This is a genomic window from Paramagnetospirillum magneticum AMB-1 (assembly GCF_000009985.1).
GTDB lineage: Bacteria > Pseudomonadota > Alphaproteobacteria > Rhodospirillales > Magnetospirillaceae > Phaeospirillum > Phaeospirillum magneticum.
Genome location: NC_007626.1, coordinates 2388353 through 2406577, shown reverse-complemented (window position 1 = coordinate 2406577; position 18225 = coordinate 2388353). Strand labels below are relative to the sequence as shown.

Genomic DNA, 18225 nt, shown 5'->3' with positions numbered 1-18225 from the left:
ACAGGCCCTCTTGCTGTTATACACCGCATGTGGTGTATGATGTCTGTTAACTACGGTGTACCCCACATTTCACAGTGTGGTCAACATTTTTTCATGTACAATACATCTATTATGCACTAGCTTTTATGTACTTTCTATCCGGAGCCTCCCATGAGCAACCCCTCCCCCCTTCCCTATGCCGGTGAAATCTCGCCCGCCGAGGCCTGGAATCGCCTCGCCTCCGAACCCTCTGCCAAGGTCATCGATGTCCGCACCCAGGCGGAATGGTCCTTCGTCGGCGTCCCGGATCTATCGCCCCTGGGCAAGCAGGTCCTGCTGGTGTCATGGCAGGTTTTCCCCACCATGGCCCGCAATGACGCCTTCGTCGCCCAGGTGGAAGCCCATGGCGTGAAAAAGGACGATACCCTGTTGTTGCTGTGCCGGTCCGGGGTCCGATCGCGCGCCGCCGCGGAATTATTGACCGCGCTGGGCTATACCGCCGCCTGGAATGTTACCGACGGTTTCGAGGGGCCACACGATTCCGCCAAGCACCGGGGCGCCGTGGCAGGCTGGAAGGCATCGGCACTGCCCTGGGCGCAAGGCTGACGACTTGTGATATTTGCGGGTGTCAACGCTGTTGCCCGTTGACACCCGGGCCGATTGGATCGATATCGAGTCGTAATGGAAGGAGTCTCCTTCCGCTAACGGTGTCGGTTGCCCGCAAGCCGGGTCAGAGGTCCTACGGTGTTGTCGTCTCGCCCGCTCCTTTTCTCCCTGACCATGGGCCTTGCCGTTCTTGGCTGGGAAGCACCCTCACAGGCCCAGTCCACCGCCGAAACCCAGCGCCGGATCGAAGCCGCGATCACCGCCGCGCCCCTGGCCGATCCGGCCCTGGAGGGCAAGGCGCTGCGCGATTTCTATCGCGGGCGCCAGGGCCAGGCGGCCTGGAGCGGCGACAACGCCGCCCTGGCCCAGGCCCTGCTGGCGCAGATCCGCGCCATGGCGACCGCCCAGGGATTGGAACCCGCCACCTACGCCCTGCCCGGTGGCGCGGGCGAGGTGGATTCGGACGTCCTGATCAGCGCCACCTTGCTGCGCTTTGGCCGCGACCTGGCCATCGGCGGCGTGCTGCCGGCCCGCAATGTGGGCGGGTTTGGCGCAGAAACCCGGGGCGAATTCGACGGAGCGCGCTTCCTCAAGGCCCTGGCCGAGGGAAAGCCCCTGGCTGAGCAGATGGAGGCCATTTCCCCCCAATATGTGGGCTACATCCGTCTACGCGATGGGTTGGAAAGGGCCCGCGCCATCGCTGCCGCCGGCGGTTGGCCGACCATTCCCGACGGCGCCAAGCTGGTTCCCGGCGAAACCGACGAGCGCGTGCCGCTGCTGCGCCGCCGTCTGATCGCCTCGGGCGATCTGGCCGACGGCCTTGCCGAGGGCAAGATCTACGATGCCACCCTGGCCGAAGCCGTGAAGCGCTTCCAGGCCCGGCACGGGCTGGACCCCGACGCTACCGTCGGCGGCAAGACCCTGGCCCACCTCAATGTTCCGGCCGACGCCCGGGTTCGGCAGATCACCGCCAATCTGGAACGCTGGCGCTGGATGCCCCGCTCGTTCGGGCGCCACCATGTCGCCGTCAACATCGCCGCCCAGCAGATGGAAGTGGTGGAAGACGGCAGCGTCGCCATGGTGATGCGGGTGGTGGTGGGTGACACCAAGCACCCCACTCCCAGCATGAACACCACCATGAGCTCGGTGGTGCTTAACCCCGCCTGGCGGGTGCCGACCAGCATCGCCAACAAGGAAATCCTGCCCAAGCTGCGCAAGGACCCCAATTACCTGACCAGCAGTAAGCTGCAGATCGTCGATTACCCCGAGGGCAGCCCGGAATCGGCGGGCGACGGTGTGGACTGGAACGCCATCGGCAAGAAGTTCCCCTATCGCCTGCGCCAGCCGCCGGGTCCGGACAACGCGCTGGGCCAGTTGAAGTTCAACCTGACCGATTCCGACGACATCTACATGCATGACACGCCCAATCGCCGCGCCTTCAGCCGCTCGTACCGGGCGCTGTCGCATGGCTGCGTGCGGCTGGAGCGGCCGGTGGAACTGGGAGAACTGATGCTGGGGGCGCGCTGGCAGGGCAAGCTGGCTCACGACATCAACGCCAACCGGTCCACTCGGACCCTGATGCTGGAACGGACCATTCCCGTCTACCTGATGTATTGGACCGCCTGGGCGGACGAGAATGGCAACCTCCACTTCCGTGACGACCTGTACGGCCATGACAGACGGCTTATGACCGCCCTTGAACGGGCCCGGATTCCGGCGCAACGCCCCGCCTCCGGCAGGTCCTGACCAAGCGCACCTACCCGAAAGGGGGCAAAGGGGTAGTTGACTCCTCCCCGACCGAAAATGGTAATAAGGTCCTCACCCGAGGGGGAGAGCCTCGGCCCACAGGGACGGAGGGGGAATGTTCGATAAGGCGAAGAGCCGGCGTGGCTTCCTCGGACTCGGTCTGAGCGCGGCAGCCACCCTTGTGATCAGCAATCCGGTCGAGGCCGCCGTGCGGCGCCTGCCCGAGCGCCAGATCCACCTCTACAACACCCATACGGGCGAGACCCTGAAGTCGGTCTACTGGGCCGAGGGGCACTACCAGACCAAGTCCATCGCCCAGATCAGCCGCTTCCTGCGCGATCATCGCAACGGTCAGGTCCATCCCATCGACCCCAAGCTGTTCGACCTGATGAATTCGGTCCAGCGCAAGGTGGGCGGCAAGGGTCCCATCCACATCATTTGCGGCTACCGCTCGCCGTCGACCAACGCCATCATGGCCTCGCTCAGCGACGGCGTCGCCACCCAGTCCCTGCACACCCAGGGCAAGGCCGTGGATATCCGGCTGCCCGGCCACGCCACCCGCCATGTAGGCCGTGCCGCCCTCTCCCTGAAGGCCGGCGGCGTCGGCATGTATCCCGAATCCGATTTCGTCCACATCGACACCGGACGCGTGCGGACCTGGTAAAGGGGTAACGGGGCGGCTCCCCTATTTTCCCTTGCGGCCCTCGAGCATCGGCTTGAGGGCTTCCACCGCCTGGACCACCTTGTCCGGCGGCACCTGACGCAGATCGAAGCCGAACCAGCCCTTGGGCACGGCGAACATCTGCCGGTCCACCACCCCCACCTGAACGTCCGACAAAATCATCTCCACTCGGGAATCGTCGCTGTCGTCGCTGCTCAGCACACCGACGGCCTTGACCACGATGCCCTCCCGGCTAGTCCAAATGTCCCCGGAAAAGCCGCCCCTGGGGCCGTCCGCCCGGGTTTTCCAGCGGGTGGCGCGCAGTCCGGCGACATTCTCCTCGCGGATGCGGGTCCGGCTGGCCTGCCAGGCGTCCAGGCCGCCGACCATGCCGGCGGCGGCACGCAGCGACAGCCCCACATACCACTTGCCCGACAGGCCCAGCAGGGTCGCGGCATCGGCCTTGCGGTCAATAAGGACGCCCTGCCCGCCGCCGGTGGTGGCGACTTCGCGCCGCTCCAGCCCCGGCGCGTGCCAGACCTTGCCGTGATAGGTGCCGCGCGACGAGGTGACGGAAAAGGCGGCGGTGTAGGAAGTCTGGACATCCAGGAGATCGAGGGCCGGCTCCGACGCCAGGGCCGCCCCGCCCCATGTGAACAAAAACAGCAAGCTGATGAGATGGCGCACGGGACCCTCGCGGAAGATGAGCCCGCAGCAAAGCACGGGCGTGCCCCCGGCTCAAGGGGCGGAATTATCCGGTTGCGCCGTCCCGGGGGCACCGTATCATCGCTTCAAAGCAGGGAGAGGGCGGCCATGTCCAGGGACAGCGACACCAATACCGGCAGACGCAGGATTGACCAGGCCGCCAACCTCCTGGTGCGCACCACCGAGGCTTTGCTGCAGGCATCGGACGAACTGGAACTGCTGGAACAGATCTGCTTGATCGGCATCGAGGCCGGGCACTGCCTCAGCTGGATCGGCTATGCGGGTCGACCTCCGGAACGGCAGGTGACGGTCATGGCCAGGGCCGGACAGGCGGTGGGCTATCTCGACGACATCGCCATCAGCTGGAACAACGACGCCTTTGGCCAGGGTCCCACCGGAACCGCCATCCGCACCGGCCAGCCCTATGTGGTGGCCGACACGAAGACGGACCCGGCCTTCGCGCCCTGGCGCCACAAGGCCGAGCTTCACGGCTTTCGCTCCGGCGTAGCCCTTCCGCTCGGCGAGGGCGAGCAGAAGATCGGCGCCTTGATGTACTATGCCACCCAGCCCCAGATGTTCGATGCCCAGGTGGTCGGCATGCTCATGGGCGTGGCCCGCAATCTGTCCCACGGCATCACCACGCTGCGCATGCGGGCGCGCCACCAGCAGGTGGCCCGGGAACTGGCCGAGAGCGAGCAAAGGTACCGCTCCCTGGTGGAACTGGCCCCCGACGCCATCGTCGTCCATGGGCATGGCAGCATCCTGTTCGCCAATCAGGCGGCCATTCACGCCTTTGGCGCCAGTTCCCGGGCGCCCCTGACCGGAAAGCCGGTCCTGGATCTGGTTCACCCCGACAGTCGCGGCGATGCGCTGGAGCGGCTGGAGACCCCGCCTCCCGGCCACATCCTCAATCACTACCGGCTGCTGCGCCTTGACGGCACGCCTTTCGAGGCCGAGGTGCTGGCCTGCTCCATTTCCTTCAGGGGATTGCCGGCCCGCCTGCTGGTGGTCCGCGACATCAGCGAGCGCACCCGGGTGCAGGAGACCCTGATGCAGACCGCCAAGCTGGCCACACTGGGTGAAATGGCCGCCGGGCTGGTCCACGAATTGTCCCAGCCGCTCAACATCATCCGCCTAGCCTCCGAAGGCGCCATGATGCTGATCGAGCGGGACAAGGCGACCCAGGAGTTCCAGACCCAGCAATTCGCCTTGATCGCCGAGCAATGCGAACGAACGGCCGAGATCATCGACGATATCCGCATCTTTTCGCGCCGTGACACCACGCCCGTCCAGGTCTTCGACGCCGCCCTGGCGGTCCGCTCGGCCATCGAGGTCCTGGAAGGACAATTCCGCCCCGACGGCATCAGCGTCGACCTTGACCTGCCCATCGGCCCCCTGCCAGTGAGCGGCAGACGCATCCAATTGGAGCAGGTCACCATGAACCTGCTGAACAACGCCCATCACGCCCTGCGCGATTCCAAGGATGCCATGCCGGCCGACTGGATCGGCAAGATCATCGTTCGCGCGAACCGGCAGGGCGATAACGTGGAGATCGTCATCGCCGACAACGGCCCCGGCATTCCCGATTCCATGAAGGCTCATCTGTTCGAGCCGTTTTTCACCACCAAGGAAGCCGGTCGCGGAACCGGTCTCGGCCTGTCGGTCAGCCATGGTCTGGTCACCGCCATGAAGGGTGGGCTGATTCTGCGTGAAGGTGGCGAGGGCGCCACCTTCGTCATCACGCTGCCGCTGGACCTGGAAGCCGCTGGCCCGCAGCCCCTCCCCGCCCTGTCACCCGGCCGGACTCCGGCCGCCGTATCCGCCGACGCCCATATCCTGGTCGTCGACGACGAAGCCACCGCCGCTGAGACCCTGGCCCGCTACCTGCGCGAGCTTGGATACAGGGTCAGCATCGCGGGGACGGGCATCGAAGCCTGGGCGCTGTTTTCCGAGGACCCCGCCGATGTGGTCATCACCGATTTGCGCATGCCGGCCGGCAATGGCGAGCAATTGGTGGAAAAGCTGCGCGATTTCGACCCGCTGCTGCCCATCGTCATCGTCACCGGCCACCTGGGCGCCACCGAGAGGGTGGCCGCCAATCTGGAAGACGACCGTTGCGCCGTTCTGAAAAAGCCCGTTGCCCTGGGGCAGTTGGGCGACCTGGTCACCGTCTTCCTTCAGCCGCCCACGTAGTTCCCCCGATCGCCCACGTAGTTCCCCCGATCCCTCGAAGACGCTGACGCCATTGTTTGTTCCAAAAAGCTTGTTTATACTTTCAGGTAGGTTGGGGATGCCTCAGCGGTACGGGCAAATTGAAGGTGGGAGCGGGACTCATGCAAATTCTGGTGGCTGACGACCACAAGTTGGTCCGTGACGGCTTGAGGCCCTTTCTTCAGGAGCTCGATCCCGGCGTGGAAATCCTCGACGCGGCCACCTTGGGCGAAGCCATCAAGGTCATCGAGGAGACGCCCGGCATCGGCCTGGTCCTGCTGGACCTGATGATGCCCGGCATGGACGGTCTCTCGGGATTGCAGCAGATCAAGACCCGCATCCCGGAGACACCGGTGGTGATCGTTTCGGGATACTCGACCCGCGACCATGTGGTCTCCGCCGTGCAGGCCGGCGCCGCCGGCTTCATCCCCAAGACGGTCAGCGGCACCGCCATGGTCAACGCGCTTCGCCTGGTGCTTTCGGGCGAGAAATACCTGCCGTCCAGCACCTTCTTCGAAGACCCCAGCAACCAGTCCATCGCCCCGGCGGGGGCCAAGCCGACCGGCGCCCCCCCGCCCTTCGACCGCCTGTCGCGGCGCGAGGGCGAGATTCTCGCCCAGTTGGTCGAGGGACGCACCAACAAGGAGATCGCCATCGCGCTCTCCTTGCAGGAAATCACCATCAAGGTTCACCTGCGCAACGTCTATCGCAAGATCGGCGCCGCCAACCGCGCCCAGGCTGTGCGCATCGCCCTGCAATCGGGCTGGGTGATGCCGGAAGTCATCAACTGAGCTCCGGCCTGAAGCGGCCGAGTAGTCCAAAGAAACCCTGCTTGCGCGGCAGGGCTACCGCCCTGACCCGTTCGGAGGCACAGCCTCCGAACCACCAGTTCTTTAAAAAGCTGAAGGGTTCGGGAAGCTGTGCTTCCCGATTGGGGGATCGGGGGCAAAAGCCCCCGAAGGGGAATTTCTCCGCAGCCCGCTAAAATACCGTCTCACCCCGGCAGGCCGCGCCGCGCCCGGTCGGCGGCGGCCACGGCGGATTCGGCGTTCTCGCCGGGCTGCAGCACGTGATAGCCCGAGAACAGCGCGAAGGCGTGGACGTCGCCCTGCCAGTAGAAGGGCTGCTGGTTGATGCGCTCCATGATGTCGCGCACCTTGTCGCGGGCCGCCGGCAATTCGGTCCCCGACAGCAGCAAGGCGAAATCGCTGCCGCCCATCAGACCCACCGGGTCCGAACTGCGCAGCGCCCCCACCAGATGGGCGGTGACATGACGCAATGCCCCGTCGCCCGCCGCCAGCCCCTGGGACTGGCGCAGGCTCTCGATGCCCGCCACATGCAGCAGCACCAGGGTCCCCGACCCGTGGCCGGTACTGAGCAGCCCCTCCAGTTCCCGAATGAAGCCGCGCCGGTTGAAGGCCGGCACCACGGCATCACGCTCGGCCAGCCCTTCCAGATAGGCCTGGCGCCGCCGGGACTGGGAATCCATCCAGCGCAGCCGGTCGGCCTCGCCGAGCAGGCCGGTCACCGCCTTCAGCACCGCCGGCGTGACGGCGGCATCGGGAAGCCCGAGAATGGACGCCACATCGGCCACGCTGTGCGGAACATGGGGCGGTTCGTTGGGGGGATAAGGCGAATGGGAGTGATGGCCCGGGGGATGGGAATCCCGTTCGAGCGCGTATTCGTTGACATGCCCGACGGCGTAGACCGGCTCGCTGCGAAACTGGTTGGGCATCCTTCCCCCCGGCGGGAGGTGTGATTTCAAGGCATGGTAGCACAGCGTCAGGGGCACTGTCTGAAATTTCGCCAATACGTCCTTGCGTCCGGGACGCGGCTGCATATAATTCCGCCCTTTCTCTTCCCTAGGCAGGGCAAGGAACGAGCATGGTCAAAGCGGCCCCCATCCAGGTCGGCATCATCATGGGCAGCCAGTCCGACTGGGAGACCATGCGCCATGCCGCCCAGGTGCTCAGCGACCTGGGCATCGCCTTCGAGACCCGGGTGGTCTCGGCCCATCGCACCCCCAAGCGCCTTTACGACTACGCCACCTCGGCCAAGGGCCGCGGCCTCAAGGTGATCATCGCCGGTGCCGGCGGGGCCGCCCATCTGCCGGGAATGGCCGCCGCCATGACCACGTTGCCGGTGTTCGGCGTCCCGGTGGAGAGCAAGGCGCTGAAGGGCCTGGATTCGCTGCTGTCCATCGTCCAGATGCCCGGCGGCATCCCGGTGGGAACCCTGGCCATCGGCAAGGCGGGCGCCACCAATGCCGCCCTGCTGGCCGGCGCGGTGATCGCCCTGATGGACGAGGCCGTGGACAAGGCGCTGGAGGCCTGGCGCGCCCGCCAGACCGAGTCCGTGGCCGAGGCCCCGGTGGACCCCGATTCTCCCGACCTGATCCGCCCGTGAGCCACGATCCCGCGTCGTCTCCGCTGCCGCCCGGCAGCACCATCGGCATTATCGGCGGCGGCCAGTTGGGCCGCATGGCCGCCCTGGCGGCGGCGCGGCTGGGCTATCGCGTCCACATCTTCACGCCCGAGACCGACTCTCCCGCCGCCCAGGTGAGCGACGCGGCCACCATCGCCCGCTACGACGACCAGGAGGCCATCGAGCGCTTCGTGCGGTCCGTGGACGTGGTGACCTTCGAGTTCGAGAATATTCCGGCGGAAAGCGTGCGCCACATGGCCGAGCACGTGCCGGTGCGCCCCTGCTGGAGCGTGCTGGAAACGGCGCAGGACCGCTGCAACGAAAAGCGCTTCTTCAACTCCATCGGCATCGAGACCGCGCCCTGGCGGGCGGTGGGCAGCCTGGACGACCTGCGCCAGGCCATCCAAGAAATCGGGCGCCCCGCCGTGCTGAAGACCGCCCGGCTGGGCTATGACGGCAAGGGTCAGGTCAAGATTGGCCCTGACACCGATCCGGCCGAGGCCTGGGCCGCCTTGGGCACGGGTCTGGACCAGGCCGGCCTGGGCGTGCTGGAAGGCTTCATCGACTTCCTGGGCGAGATCTCGGTGATCGTCGCGCGCGGCGCCGACGGCGAATGGGCCGCCTTCGACCCGGTGTGGAACGTCCATCGCGACCACATCCTCGACACCACCACCGTTCCCGCCCCCATTTCGCCCTCCCTCATGGATCAGGCCATGGACATCGCCCACCGCGCTGCCGAGGCGCTGGGCGTGGTCGGGCTGCTGGCCGTTGAGATGTTCGTGACACCCAACGGGTTGCTGGCCAATGAAATGGCGCCCCGGCCGCATAATTCCGGCCACTGGACCATGGATGCCTGCGTCACCGACCAGTTCGAGCAGTTCATCCGCGCCGTCTGCGGCCTGCCGCTGGGCAACCCGGAACGCCATTCGGACGCCGAGATGAAGAACCTGATCGGCGCCGATGCGGACCAGTGGCTGGACATCCTGAAGGACTCTTCGGCGCGGCTGCATCTCTACGGCAAGGCCGAGGCCCGTCCTGGCCGCAAGATGGGCCACGTCAACCGGATCCGGCCCCGTTCCGACCGCTGAACGGCCTATTCGCGATGACGATTTCGTAACCAAGCGATTTCGACGTTGACCCCCGGGCTTTATTGCCGGATTTTGACTCCCGGTATTAGCCTTTAGATCTATGGGATTGCCTTGGAAGAGCTGGTCGTCCACGTCCTGACGCAATACGGGTACCTGCTCTATCCGCTTATTACCGCCTGGACTTTCATCGAGGGCGAAACGGTGGTCATCGTCACCGGCGTCCTGGCCTCGGAGGGCCGCTTCCGCATTCACGTGGAATTGCTGGCCCTGGCGGCGCTGACCGGAAGCTTCTTCGGGGATCAGCTCTACTACTACATCGGCCGGAAGTACGGGGCTCCGCTGCTCAAGCGCTGGCCCAGCCTGTCGGGACGCATCGACTGGGCCTTCGAGACGGTCAATCGCAGCCCGGCGATCTTCATCCTGTCGTTCCGCTGGATTTATGGCGTGCGCAACGTGGCGCCCTTCATTGTCGGCATCGCCGGCGTGCCCAGGGTCAAGTACCTGATCCTGAATTTCATCGCCGCGGCCATCTGGGCCCACTCCTTCGCCTGGGGCGGCTTCTTCATGGGGCGCAAGCTCGAGGAATGGCTGGGCGAGAGCAAGTGGTTCGTCCTCGGCGGCTTCATTCTCTTCATGATCGGCTTCGGCGTGTTCGGCGCCATGCGCGGCCGGGCCAAAAGCGTGCCCAAACCTGTCGAGCCCGCCGAACCGGTTCAGTGACGCGTGGCGGTGTTGAGCGAGTTCCGCGCTTCCTGGAATCTGACCCGACGCATCTGATACTCGGCGACCCGGGCCTGACGATAGGCCTCGGCGATGCGCGACGCCTCGTCCCGGGCGGCCATGGTGGTCTCACGCCATGCCTTGCGCATCTCCTCCACCTGGGCATTGCCCGGCACCTGCCGCAGCGGCGGAGCCGACGGCACCGGCTTGATCCGGGCCGACGCCACCTGGGTCCCCCCACTACCGGCGGGTGCGTTGTTCCAAACCTTCATCAAGCGCTCGCGATAGGCGGCGGCCAGATGAGGGGTCTGGGAATGGTAATAGGATGCCGCCGTGGGCCAATGCCCCGTGGCGCCGAACAGGCCCTTGAGGAAACGAGCGGCGTAGGCCACGTTGGCCGCCGGGTCGAAAGCCTCGTCCAGATTGGCGAAAGCCGTGGGGTGATGCCGGAGATTAACCTGCATGCAACCCACGTCGATGTTCTGAACACCCCGGGCCTTGAGGCGCTTCACCTCGGCAATGGCCTCGGCCTTGCTGGGCAAATATCGCCCCTGCCCCTCGGCCATGACCGTCCACGGCCAGGCAATAACTGCCTTGTGCTGGGAATCGTAGCGCCCGGACTCGACGATAGAGATGGAGTGCAGCAAGGCGGTGGGAATGCCGTAAAGACGCTCCTGGGCGGCGGCCTCGGCGGCGCATAATCCTTCGTTCGCCACGGTGGGAACGGCGCGGGCCGGCAGCGCCGCGAAGGCCAGCGCCATCCCCGCCCCTACCATCCATGCCATGCGCCGAACCGTCATCACGCTCTCCCTGGGCCCCTGGCCCGCGGGCATTCTTGCACAGCCCGTGCCATGAATTCCATGTTTCCTGTCCCGAAGTGGTCATACCTGTGTTGCAGCCACCAATGGGGGAAAAGGGCCAATTTGGCGGATTTCCGCGGTTTTGTGACATATTTTTGTCTTGCGTCGCGCCAGATCCGCCGATATATATTGCACTGCAGCAAAGGCAAGTCCTCGGACCCCTTTCCTGCTTTCTTGGACGTTTCCTCCCTAAACTCAAGCCGCTGGGGCAACCCAGCGGTTTTTTTTGATTTTTCAAGGGGTTCGCATATATCGAAAAATGCTAATCCCCCACCCTTTCCCCCACATTCTCCCCCACAAATCTGCCCCGTTTCCTGGGAGAAATCACGAATACCCGAGCAAGTAGCCCATCAACTACGTATGATGCCACCCCGCACTTGCGTTAGATGACATCATCGACCATCAAAAACTCTTCACATTCAAAGCACTTTAGCCGATTTGAGAGGGTGATAACAAATGTAATGCCACCACAGTGTGGGCATGGCCGGGCGTAATCGTCAGGATCGCGTTCAAATTCTTTTTGGGGGTTAGCAATTTGTGATTCGTAAGTGGCGTTCATGATGTCTCCTTAAAATGCGATTGGCTCTTATCTATTTATAGAATTTGCATCATTTCACTGCAAACGCAGGATGGTCGCCTATATCGGTGTTAATCTGATGTTCGCGTTGCAGCATTTGCAGCATCACATAATGCTTTGACCGCAAAATAATCTGATTTGTTGCTGAACCACGCGGTGACCTGGGTGACCACATGGGCAAAGGCCACTTCAAGGTGCTTCTGGGATAATGGGCCACCACCTGGGTCGGTCAGCCGCGTATGGCTTGCACACGCCGCCAAGGATTGTTGCAGAATGGCAAAGCCTTCTTCATCAACCTCATAGGTTCGCCTCCAGGGAAAAATCTCGCCTATCGTTTCAAGGCGACGGTCAATGTCCTGCTGTGGGTCGTAGATTCTGGCGTTCATGATGGATACCTCACTTTCGAGAGGTATTTATCCTGCGGGTGCAGTCTGGTGGCCGGGCATTGTGGCCGTGCGACGACTAAGCGGATAAGTCCCGAATTCACACATTGATCACAAACGAAGAATCCCCCCCCCTGATTTTGGCGGAGGCTGGTTTGCCTCATGCCATCGTGATGAGCCGAGCCCAAGCTGGCGGCAGAGGCGTATCGGGCCACGCTGGCTCAACTGTTTGATCCGACATCATTCATCCCTTCCCTATTCCATAATTCCTTCGGCATGCCCCCACGTGTGAGCAGCAAACGGTGAAAGAAGGGGATTTCGAAATATCATTATCACCACACTCATAGGTAATAAATCGCAGCACCCCGATATCGAAATGCAGGTGCTGTATATGAAAGTTTAAATCCATCCACCTTTTGAATACATCTTAAACCAGCCAAACATTCCTCCCGTTATGAGTGCAAATTCCAAAATCACATACTCACATTGTGAATGCGATACGAACCTCTATACGAATAAAAAAATACATATTATTTGATACAATATAGTATCTACTCTGGATTTGATAAACATCAACTGTCGTTGATGAAATAATGTGAAACTCTGTAACAATATGATTCTTTTCTAAGCTGCCAAACATATAGGAGAATACTAGAGCAACATGGCAGTTGATGCAAATTAGAGCCGATATAATTTAATTTGAGGCTGGGATATCATGAGAATGGAATGGCACGCCACGTACGAGACGGGTGTAGACTTCATTGATGCAGACCACCGTGGCCTCATGGAATTTATAAACCAGCTTATCGGCTGCATAAATTCTGATGAAAATAGAATACTCAGCATACTGAATGAGTTTTTAATTCAATTCAGAAGGCATGCGTCCAGAGAAGAAGCTATTCTGAAAAAGTTCTCATTTGATCAGCTAGATGAGCACGCAAAAGAACACAGCGAGGCTATTGGGCAGATTGAAAAGTTCATAGGTTTGCTCTCTAACGATAATTCTGGACCTGCGGTTGAGGCGGTTGTTTCGTATCTTACCAATTGGTTTTTTGATCATGTTGTTGGCAAAGACCTTCAGCTTTCCACCCTTTACCGTCAGCATGGTGCTGCAAAGCAGCGTCGCACGACTGGTATCTTAGATGCTGTTGATGTCTTTCTGTGTAGGTTCAAGGTTAAAAACCGCATCTTAATGGCCGCATTGATTCCAAGCATTTTGGCGTTTGCCGTAACATTTTTTCTTATATCCGGTAAGCTGGATGTTGTTAGCGAAATGAAGCGTGTTGAGGCTCTCGCTGATTACGCCGTTAATGTTGGGAATCTTGTTCACGAGTTACAGGGAGAGAGAGGTGTAACTGCCCTTGTTATTGGCGGAAACAATGCTCAGCGTTCAAACCTAAATTCTCGCCGTATCGAGGTTGATAGGTTGAGAAAAATTGTCTCAACCAACCAAATTGGCAACGGCACTAACGCACTTGATAAGCTTGATGAAATTCGCACCAGCGTAGATAGTGCCACCAAAAAACAGGCGGATATCGTTGACGAATATTCGTCCTTGATAGTTCGGCTCCTTAACAATTTGTCGGACGTTGCCCAAAGTCTTGAGAGTGCAAAAGTTTCAAACCAACTGAATGCTTATCTTTCCCTCAGAGGCCGTCCGGAAGGTTCTTGAATCAGGTGAATCGGTTATGATTCCATGGGTCTCCAGAGAAATGCTGGGGGCGCCATGTGGACCAAGGACAACCGACGGCTCTATGAGCGGAGCGGACTTCGCTATCCAAGTGATCTGACGGATGAGGAATGGTCGCTGGTGGCGCCGCTGATCCCACCGGCAAAGCGCGGCGGGCGCCAGCGAACGGTGGATCTTCGTGAAGTGGTGAATGGGATCTTCTACGTGTTGATGACCGGTTGCCAGTGGCGAGCATTGCCCACGGACCTGCCGCCCAAAAGCACGGTGCATGAATATCTTGGGCTGTGGGAATGGGATGGCACGCTGGCACGCCTCCATCACGCCCTGTTCATCGAGGTGCGGGAACTCTCCGGCAAAGAAGCCAGCCCGACGGCGGCGATCATAGACAGCCAGAGCGTCAAGGGCGCGGAAAAAGGGGGGCGCGGATTGATCCATCGGGCTACGACGCTGGGAAGAAGGTCAAAGGCAAGAAGCGGCACATCGTCGTCGATACGCTTGGCTTGATCCTCGCGGCTCATGTCCAACCGGCCGATGTCCAGGATCGTGATGGCGGATTGCCGGTCCTCAAGGAGGTCCGGCGCCTCTTCCCCTTCATCGTTCGGGTGTTCGCTGATGGCGGCTACCAGGGGGCCGCCACCGCGGCAGCCGTCCGCGCACTCGGGGCGTGGCACCTGGAAATCGTCAAACGCTCCGACACCGCCAAGGGGTTCGAAGTTCTGCCAAAGCGGTGGATCGTTGAGCGCACCTTCGGGTGGCTGGGGCGTTGTCGCCGTCTCGCCAAGGACTTCGAGAATCTCGCCAGGATGGCGCTGGCGTTTCTTCGCCTCGCCATGATCCGCCTCATGCTGCGAAGGATAGCAAGACACCGGAAATCATAGGAAACTTCACGGACGGACTCTCACGCAAGGCAAAGAACGTGCGGGACAGGAACGTGCAATTGGTGCCGTTGGATTCTCCGAGGCATTCCCATCGTGGAGATACAAACGATTTATTGATAGGTCTGCTCAGCAAGCTGCATATTTTAACACCTATAAAAATCTTGTTTCTCAGGCAAAAAAACAAGAATTTATGGACATGATAAGCGGTCAAATCGCAAGCGATTATGAAAAAATTCGAGATTCTGCCGCTATTAATATGAATCAAGGTAGCATTGACCCGCAAAGTTGGTTTTCTGCTGCCACAGCCAGAATTGAAGTTCTTAAAAAGGCGGAAAATACCGCTGCCAATGACCTAATGTTTATGGCCTCATCAATCCGGTTAAAAGCTCAGAGTGATTTGTATCTAATTTCAGCGGCAATGGTTCTGTTGATGGTTGGGGGAATTATTGCAACTGCTCTAATTATTCGTAGCGTGGTCACACCGTTTACTGCATTGACTGCCACAATTTCAAAAATTGCGTCAGGAGAAAAAAATACAGCGGTTCCCTGCCTCGAACGTGAGGATGAAATTGGGGAGATGGCTCGGGTCATCATGGTGTTTCGCGGAGCTTTGCTATCCAATGACACAATGCAAGCAAGGCAAATTGCAGAGGGTGCCTTTAGAGAAACAAGGATTTTACGGCGTGAGCAGCTAACCACTGAATTTGACGAGAGGATATCTCAGTTTGTAGGGGTACTTGCGTCATCTTCAACGGAGTTGGTTGCCACAGCTAACGAAATGGCTCGTGTAGCAGGTGATACGACTAGCCGATCAACTGCGGTTGCAGCGGCATCGGAAGAGACCAGCGTTAACATCCAAACTGTTGCATCGGCCGTAGAGGAACTTGCTGCTTCGGTGTCCGAAATCACACGGCAAGTAAGTCAGTCTGCGACTATATCCGGAAATGCGGTCCAGGAGGCTGAGCGGACCGATGGAATTGTCATGGGGTTGTCAGATGCAGCAAACAAAATTGGAACTGTAGCCGCTCTGATTGAAAACATAGCAAGCCAGACCAATCTGCTGGCACTCAACGCCACTATCGAGGCGGCCAGGGCTGGAGAGGCTGGTAAGGGCTTTACAGTGGTTGCTAACGAGGTGAAAAACCTCGCATACCAAACCGTTAAAGCAACCGCTGATATCGGTGAACAAATTCGTTCAATACAAGAGGCAACAAGTGCTTCCGTCGAGGCAATCAGAACAATTGGAGGCACTATTCGTGAGATAAATGGCATTTCAACCGCCATTGCATCTGCTGTTGAAGAGCAAAGTGCGGCCACAAGTGAGATTAGCCGCAATGTTCATGAGGCTTCTAAAGCGGTAAACGATGTTAACAAAAATATTGCAGATGTGTCCTCGGGGGCAAGTCAAACTGGGGCAGCAGCCTCCCAGGTGCTTCAGGCTGCGGGGGACGTTTCGAAGCAGTCCGAACTAATTCGAAAAGATGTTGTTCAGTTTTTGAGCGGCATTAAATCGATCCAGCAAAATGCTGGTTAGTGCTATGAGTGATGAATTAATAAGTGTCTGCAAAATTAGCCACGACAAGACATCCAGCACAATTGATTCCATCTCCAGGGTTTTGATTTGTGCTGCAAATCATGGTTGCATTATGTCCGTCTGCTGTAGCGATCAATCGCTTGAAAAATTACATTCGTTGCTCGCTGTTTCTTCTGGCAACGTCAAATCCATAAAGGCCGACGACACCTGAGGTGTTTAAAATGGTTAGACGCTTGAGAGATATAGAAGCCGTAATTAACGATTTTTTGTCAGGGAATATACTTGTTCGCTGCGAATCGTCTTCTGATGAAGTGATCGGCCCTGTATCGCTAGCAATCAATCGCCTTCTTGAAGAAACCGCTCATCGCCAGTCCAGTCTGCTGCGGCTATCTGCGGCAGTTGAACAGGCTCCAGTTTCTGTTGTCATAACTGATTGCGGCGGCCTAATCCAGTATGTCAATCCGTGCTTTACAAAGAATACGGGGTATACATATGAAGAGGCTGTAGGATTAAACCCAAGAATATTAAAGTCTGGATATACCCCTGATGAGGTATACCATGAGTTATGGGGTGCTATCTCCGATGGAAAGGTATGGCACGGCGAACTACACAACAAAAAGAAAAATGGAGAGTTATTTTGGGAGTATGCCGTAATCGCTCCCGTGATTGACGATTGTGCACAGATTGTTAATTTTATCGCCATAAAGGAAGACATTTCTATAAGAAAGGAATTTGAGAAGAGACTCATTCATACACAGAACTTTGATGAACTTACCGGGCTGCCCAACAGGGCGGTTGCACTTGATCGCCTTGGCCAAGCTATTTCTGCAAATTCCAGTTTCGGAAGGATTGTTTCTGCTCTTATTGTAAAGGTTGATGGGCTGTCTCGGGCAAACCACATTCACGGCCACAAAGGTGGCGATCTAATTTTAAAGCAAGCTGCTGAACGAATTTCAGAAATAGTTTTAAACGATCTGAATACGGTTTCACGAATTGGCGGAACTGAATTCCTTGTAATTTTACAAGGAATCTCGACTCCATCCATTGCTGAGTCTGTTGCAAAAAGATTAATAGAGGTATTATCGCAGCCGTTTAATATTTGGGGAGAACAAATTTTTTTATCATCGTCAATTGGGATGTCATTTTCACCAATCGACGGAACTGACCATTTTGAGTTGCTGAGAAACGCACACTCAGCACTGATGAACGCAAGAAATAAGTCATGTAGCGGATATCGGCTCTTTATGCCTGAAATGGACAGGGATGCTCGCGAGCGACAGTCTTTAGATAGCGAGCTTCATTCTGCGGTTACGGAAGACTTAATTAAAGTGTTTTATCAGCCTCTTATAGATGCAAAATCAGGCCGCATTGTTGGTGCTGAGGCACTTGCTCGTTGGCAAACACATGGTGGCCGCTACATTTCTCCGGATAAATTTATTCCATTGGCGGAGGAAAATGGTCTGATTAAGCAAATCGGAAGTTCTATATTGTTTTCAGCATGCAAGGATGCGGCGTTTTGGCGTTCAAATTATGGTGCTGCCTTTAGGGTTGCTGTAAACATATCGGCTTTGCAGTGTAATGATATGGGATTCATTGAAACCATTGAAAAAATTCTTGAGGAGACGGGGTTCCCTCCTGAGTTGCTTGAGATCGAGCTAACTGAACGAACTCTTGTCGCGGATAGTCATGCCGCGATTGCATTCATGGAAGTGGCGAGAGGAATGGGTATTCGCCTTTCAATTGATGACTTTGGAACTGGGTATTCTGCACTTGGATATCTTCGCAAATTTCCGTTTACTACACTTAAGATTGATAAGTCGTTTACGTCTGAAATATCTGATAAAGGCAAGGGCAATGCGTTAATTTCATCTATTATTCAAATGGCTCATGCTCTCGATCTCGAGGTAATAGCAGAGGGGGTTGAAAATGGGTTTCAGCGTGAGTTTCTGATAGATTGTGGCTGTGAAATATTACAAGGATTTCTGCTTGGTCATCCGGTGCCTGCCGATCAATTCTTATTAAATATGGAGTTGATATAGATGGTTGTGCATTTTGATGGTCTTACTTTTTTGGGCAAATTCCTGGCCCTCATTGTTTTGGTTGTATATGCTGAGAGTTTAAATGGGTCTTGGTGGTGGCTTGATTTGTTTATCGGTTAATCAT

The 18225-nt window shown here is 58.5% G+C and carries 16 protein-coding genes and 1 pseudogene; 12 read left to right on the top strand and 5 right to left on the bottom strand.

The features are described from left to right. Nucleotides 1–150: 150 nt before the first annotated feature. The 3 genes from AMB_RS11180 (at nt 151) to AMB_RS11170 (ending at nt 2995) form a co-directional block, all read left to right on the top strand. Nucleotides 151–585 (top strand): rhodanese-like domain-containing protein, encoded by a 435-nt coding sequence (locus AMB_RS11180; protein ID WP_011384606.1) that lies wholly within the window; start codon nt 151–153, stop codon nt 583–585. Between the two features lie 138 nt (nt 586–723). After that, nucleotides 724–2331: a L,D-transpeptidase family protein gene (locus AMB_RS11175; protein ID WP_011384605.1), complete on the top strand. Its 1608-nt coding sequence runs from the start codon at nt 724–726 to the stop codon at nt 2329–2331. Nucleotides 2332–2446: 115 nt separating this feature from the next. Then, entirely contained in the window at nt 2447–2995 is a 549-nt protein-coding gene (locus AMB_RS11170; protein WP_043744259.1) for a DUF882 domain-containing protein, read from the top strand. A 21-nt stretch (nt 2996–3016) separates the two neighbouring features. Here the strand turns inward: AMB_RS11170 and AMB_RS11165 are convergent, their stop codons facing one another. Further along, the gene (locus AMB_RS11165; RefSeq protein WP_043744254.1) at nt 3017–3679 is read right to left on the bottom strand and encodes a hypothetical protein; all 663 of its coding nucleotides are present in this window, start codon (nt 3677–3679) and stop codon (nt 3017–3019) included. Between the two features lie 126 nt (nt 3680–3805). Here AMB_RS11165 and AMB_RS11160 point away from each other — a divergent pair, with 126 nt between their 5' ends. Beyond that, nucleotides 3806–5890, top strand: coding sequence for an ATP-binding protein (locus tag AMB_RS11160; protein WP_158303967.1), 2085 nt, complete (start codon nt 3806–3808; stop codon nt 5888–5890). Nucleotides 5891–6030: 140 nt separating this feature from the next. Beyond that, complete coding sequence (locus tag AMB_RS11155) at nt 6031–6699, top strand: response regulator transcription factor (protein WP_043744252.1); 669 nt, start codon at nt 6031–6033, stop codon at nt 6697–6699. Between the two features lie 203 nt (nt 6700–6902). Here AMB_RS11155 and AMB_RS11150 read toward each other — a convergent pair whose 3' ends face one another. Beyond that, nucleotides 6903–7643, bottom strand: coding sequence for a GGDEF domain-containing protein (locus tag AMB_RS11150; protein WP_043744249.1), 741 nt, complete (start codon nt 7641–7643; stop codon nt 6903–6905). A gap of 149 nt (nt 7644–7792) precedes the next feature. Here AMB_RS11150 and purE point away from each other — a divergent pair, with 149 nt between their 5' ends. From purE to AMB_RS11135, 3 genes are all read left to right on the top strand, one after another. After that, complete coding sequence (gene purE, locus AMB_RS11145) at nt 7793–8314, top strand: 5-(carboxyamino)imidazole ribonucleotide mutase (protein ID WP_011384600.1); 522 nt, start codon at nt 7793–7795, stop codon at nt 8312–8314. Then, nucleotides 8311–9420: a 5-(carboxyamino)imidazole ribonucleotide synthase gene (locus AMB_RS11140; protein ID WP_011384599.1), complete on the top strand. Its 1110-nt coding sequence runs from the start codon at nt 8311–8313 to the stop codon at nt 9418–9420. The genes purE and AMB_RS11140 overlap by 4 nt, the downstream gene beginning before the upstream one ends. A 111-nt stretch (nt 9421–9531) precedes the next feature. Further along, a complete protein-coding gene (locus AMB_RS11135) occupies nt 9532–10140 on the top strand; it encodes a DedA family protein (RefSeq protein ID WP_070108659.1) in 609 nt (202 codons plus the stop codon). Here the strand turns inward: AMB_RS11135 and AMB_RS11130 are convergent. The 3 genes from AMB_RS11130 to AMB_RS25240 form a co-directional block, all read right to left on the bottom strand. Beyond that, nucleotides 10134–10940: a transglycosylase SLT domain-containing protein gene (locus tag AMB_RS11130; protein WP_050750698.1), complete on the bottom strand. Its 807-nt coding sequence runs from the start codon at nt 10938–10940 to the stop codon at nt 10134–10136. The genes AMB_RS11135 and AMB_RS11130 overlap by 7 nt on opposite strands. Nucleotides 10941–11382: 442 nt before the next feature. Then, nucleotides 11383–11559: a hypothetical protein gene (locus tag AMB_RS25680; RefSeq protein ID WP_158303966.1), complete on the bottom strand. Its 177-nt coding sequence runs from the start codon at nt 11557–11559 to the stop codon at nt 11383–11385. Between the two features lie 89 nt (nt 11560–11648). Then, entirely contained in the window at nt 11649–11963 is a 315-nt protein-coding gene (locus AMB_RS25240) for a hypothetical protein (RefSeq protein WP_148207394.1), read from the bottom strand. A gap of 718 nt (nt 11964–12681) precedes the next feature. Here AMB_RS25240 and AMB_RS24535 point away from each other — a divergent pair. The 4 genes and pseudogenes from AMB_RS24535 (at nt 12682) to AMB_RS24520 (ending at nt 18101) form a co-directional block, all read left to right on the top strand. Continuing rightward, a complete protein-coding gene (locus AMB_RS24535; protein ID WP_158303965.1) occupies nt 12682–13632 on the top strand; it encodes a hemerythrin domain-containing protein in 951 nt (316 codons plus the stop codon). 24 nt (nt 13633–13656) lie between these two features. Further along, nucleotides 13657–14528 (top strand): annotated as a pseudogene (locus AMB_RS24530) (IS5 family transposase). Nucleotides 14529–14586: 58 nt separating this feature from the next. After that, nucleotides 14587–16062, top strand: coding sequence for a methyl-accepting chemotaxis protein (locus AMB_RS24525; protein WP_231849080.1), 1476 nt, complete (start codon nt 14587–14589; stop codon nt 16060–16062). 221 nt (nt 16063–16283) lie between these two features. After that, nucleotides 16284–18101, top strand: a complete 1818-nt coding sequence (locus AMB_RS24520) for a putative bifunctional diguanylate cyclase/phosphodiesterase (RefSeq protein WP_083763512.1) — start codon at nt 16284–16286, stop codon at nt 18099–18101. Nucleotides 18102–18225 lie beyond the last annotated feature (124 nt).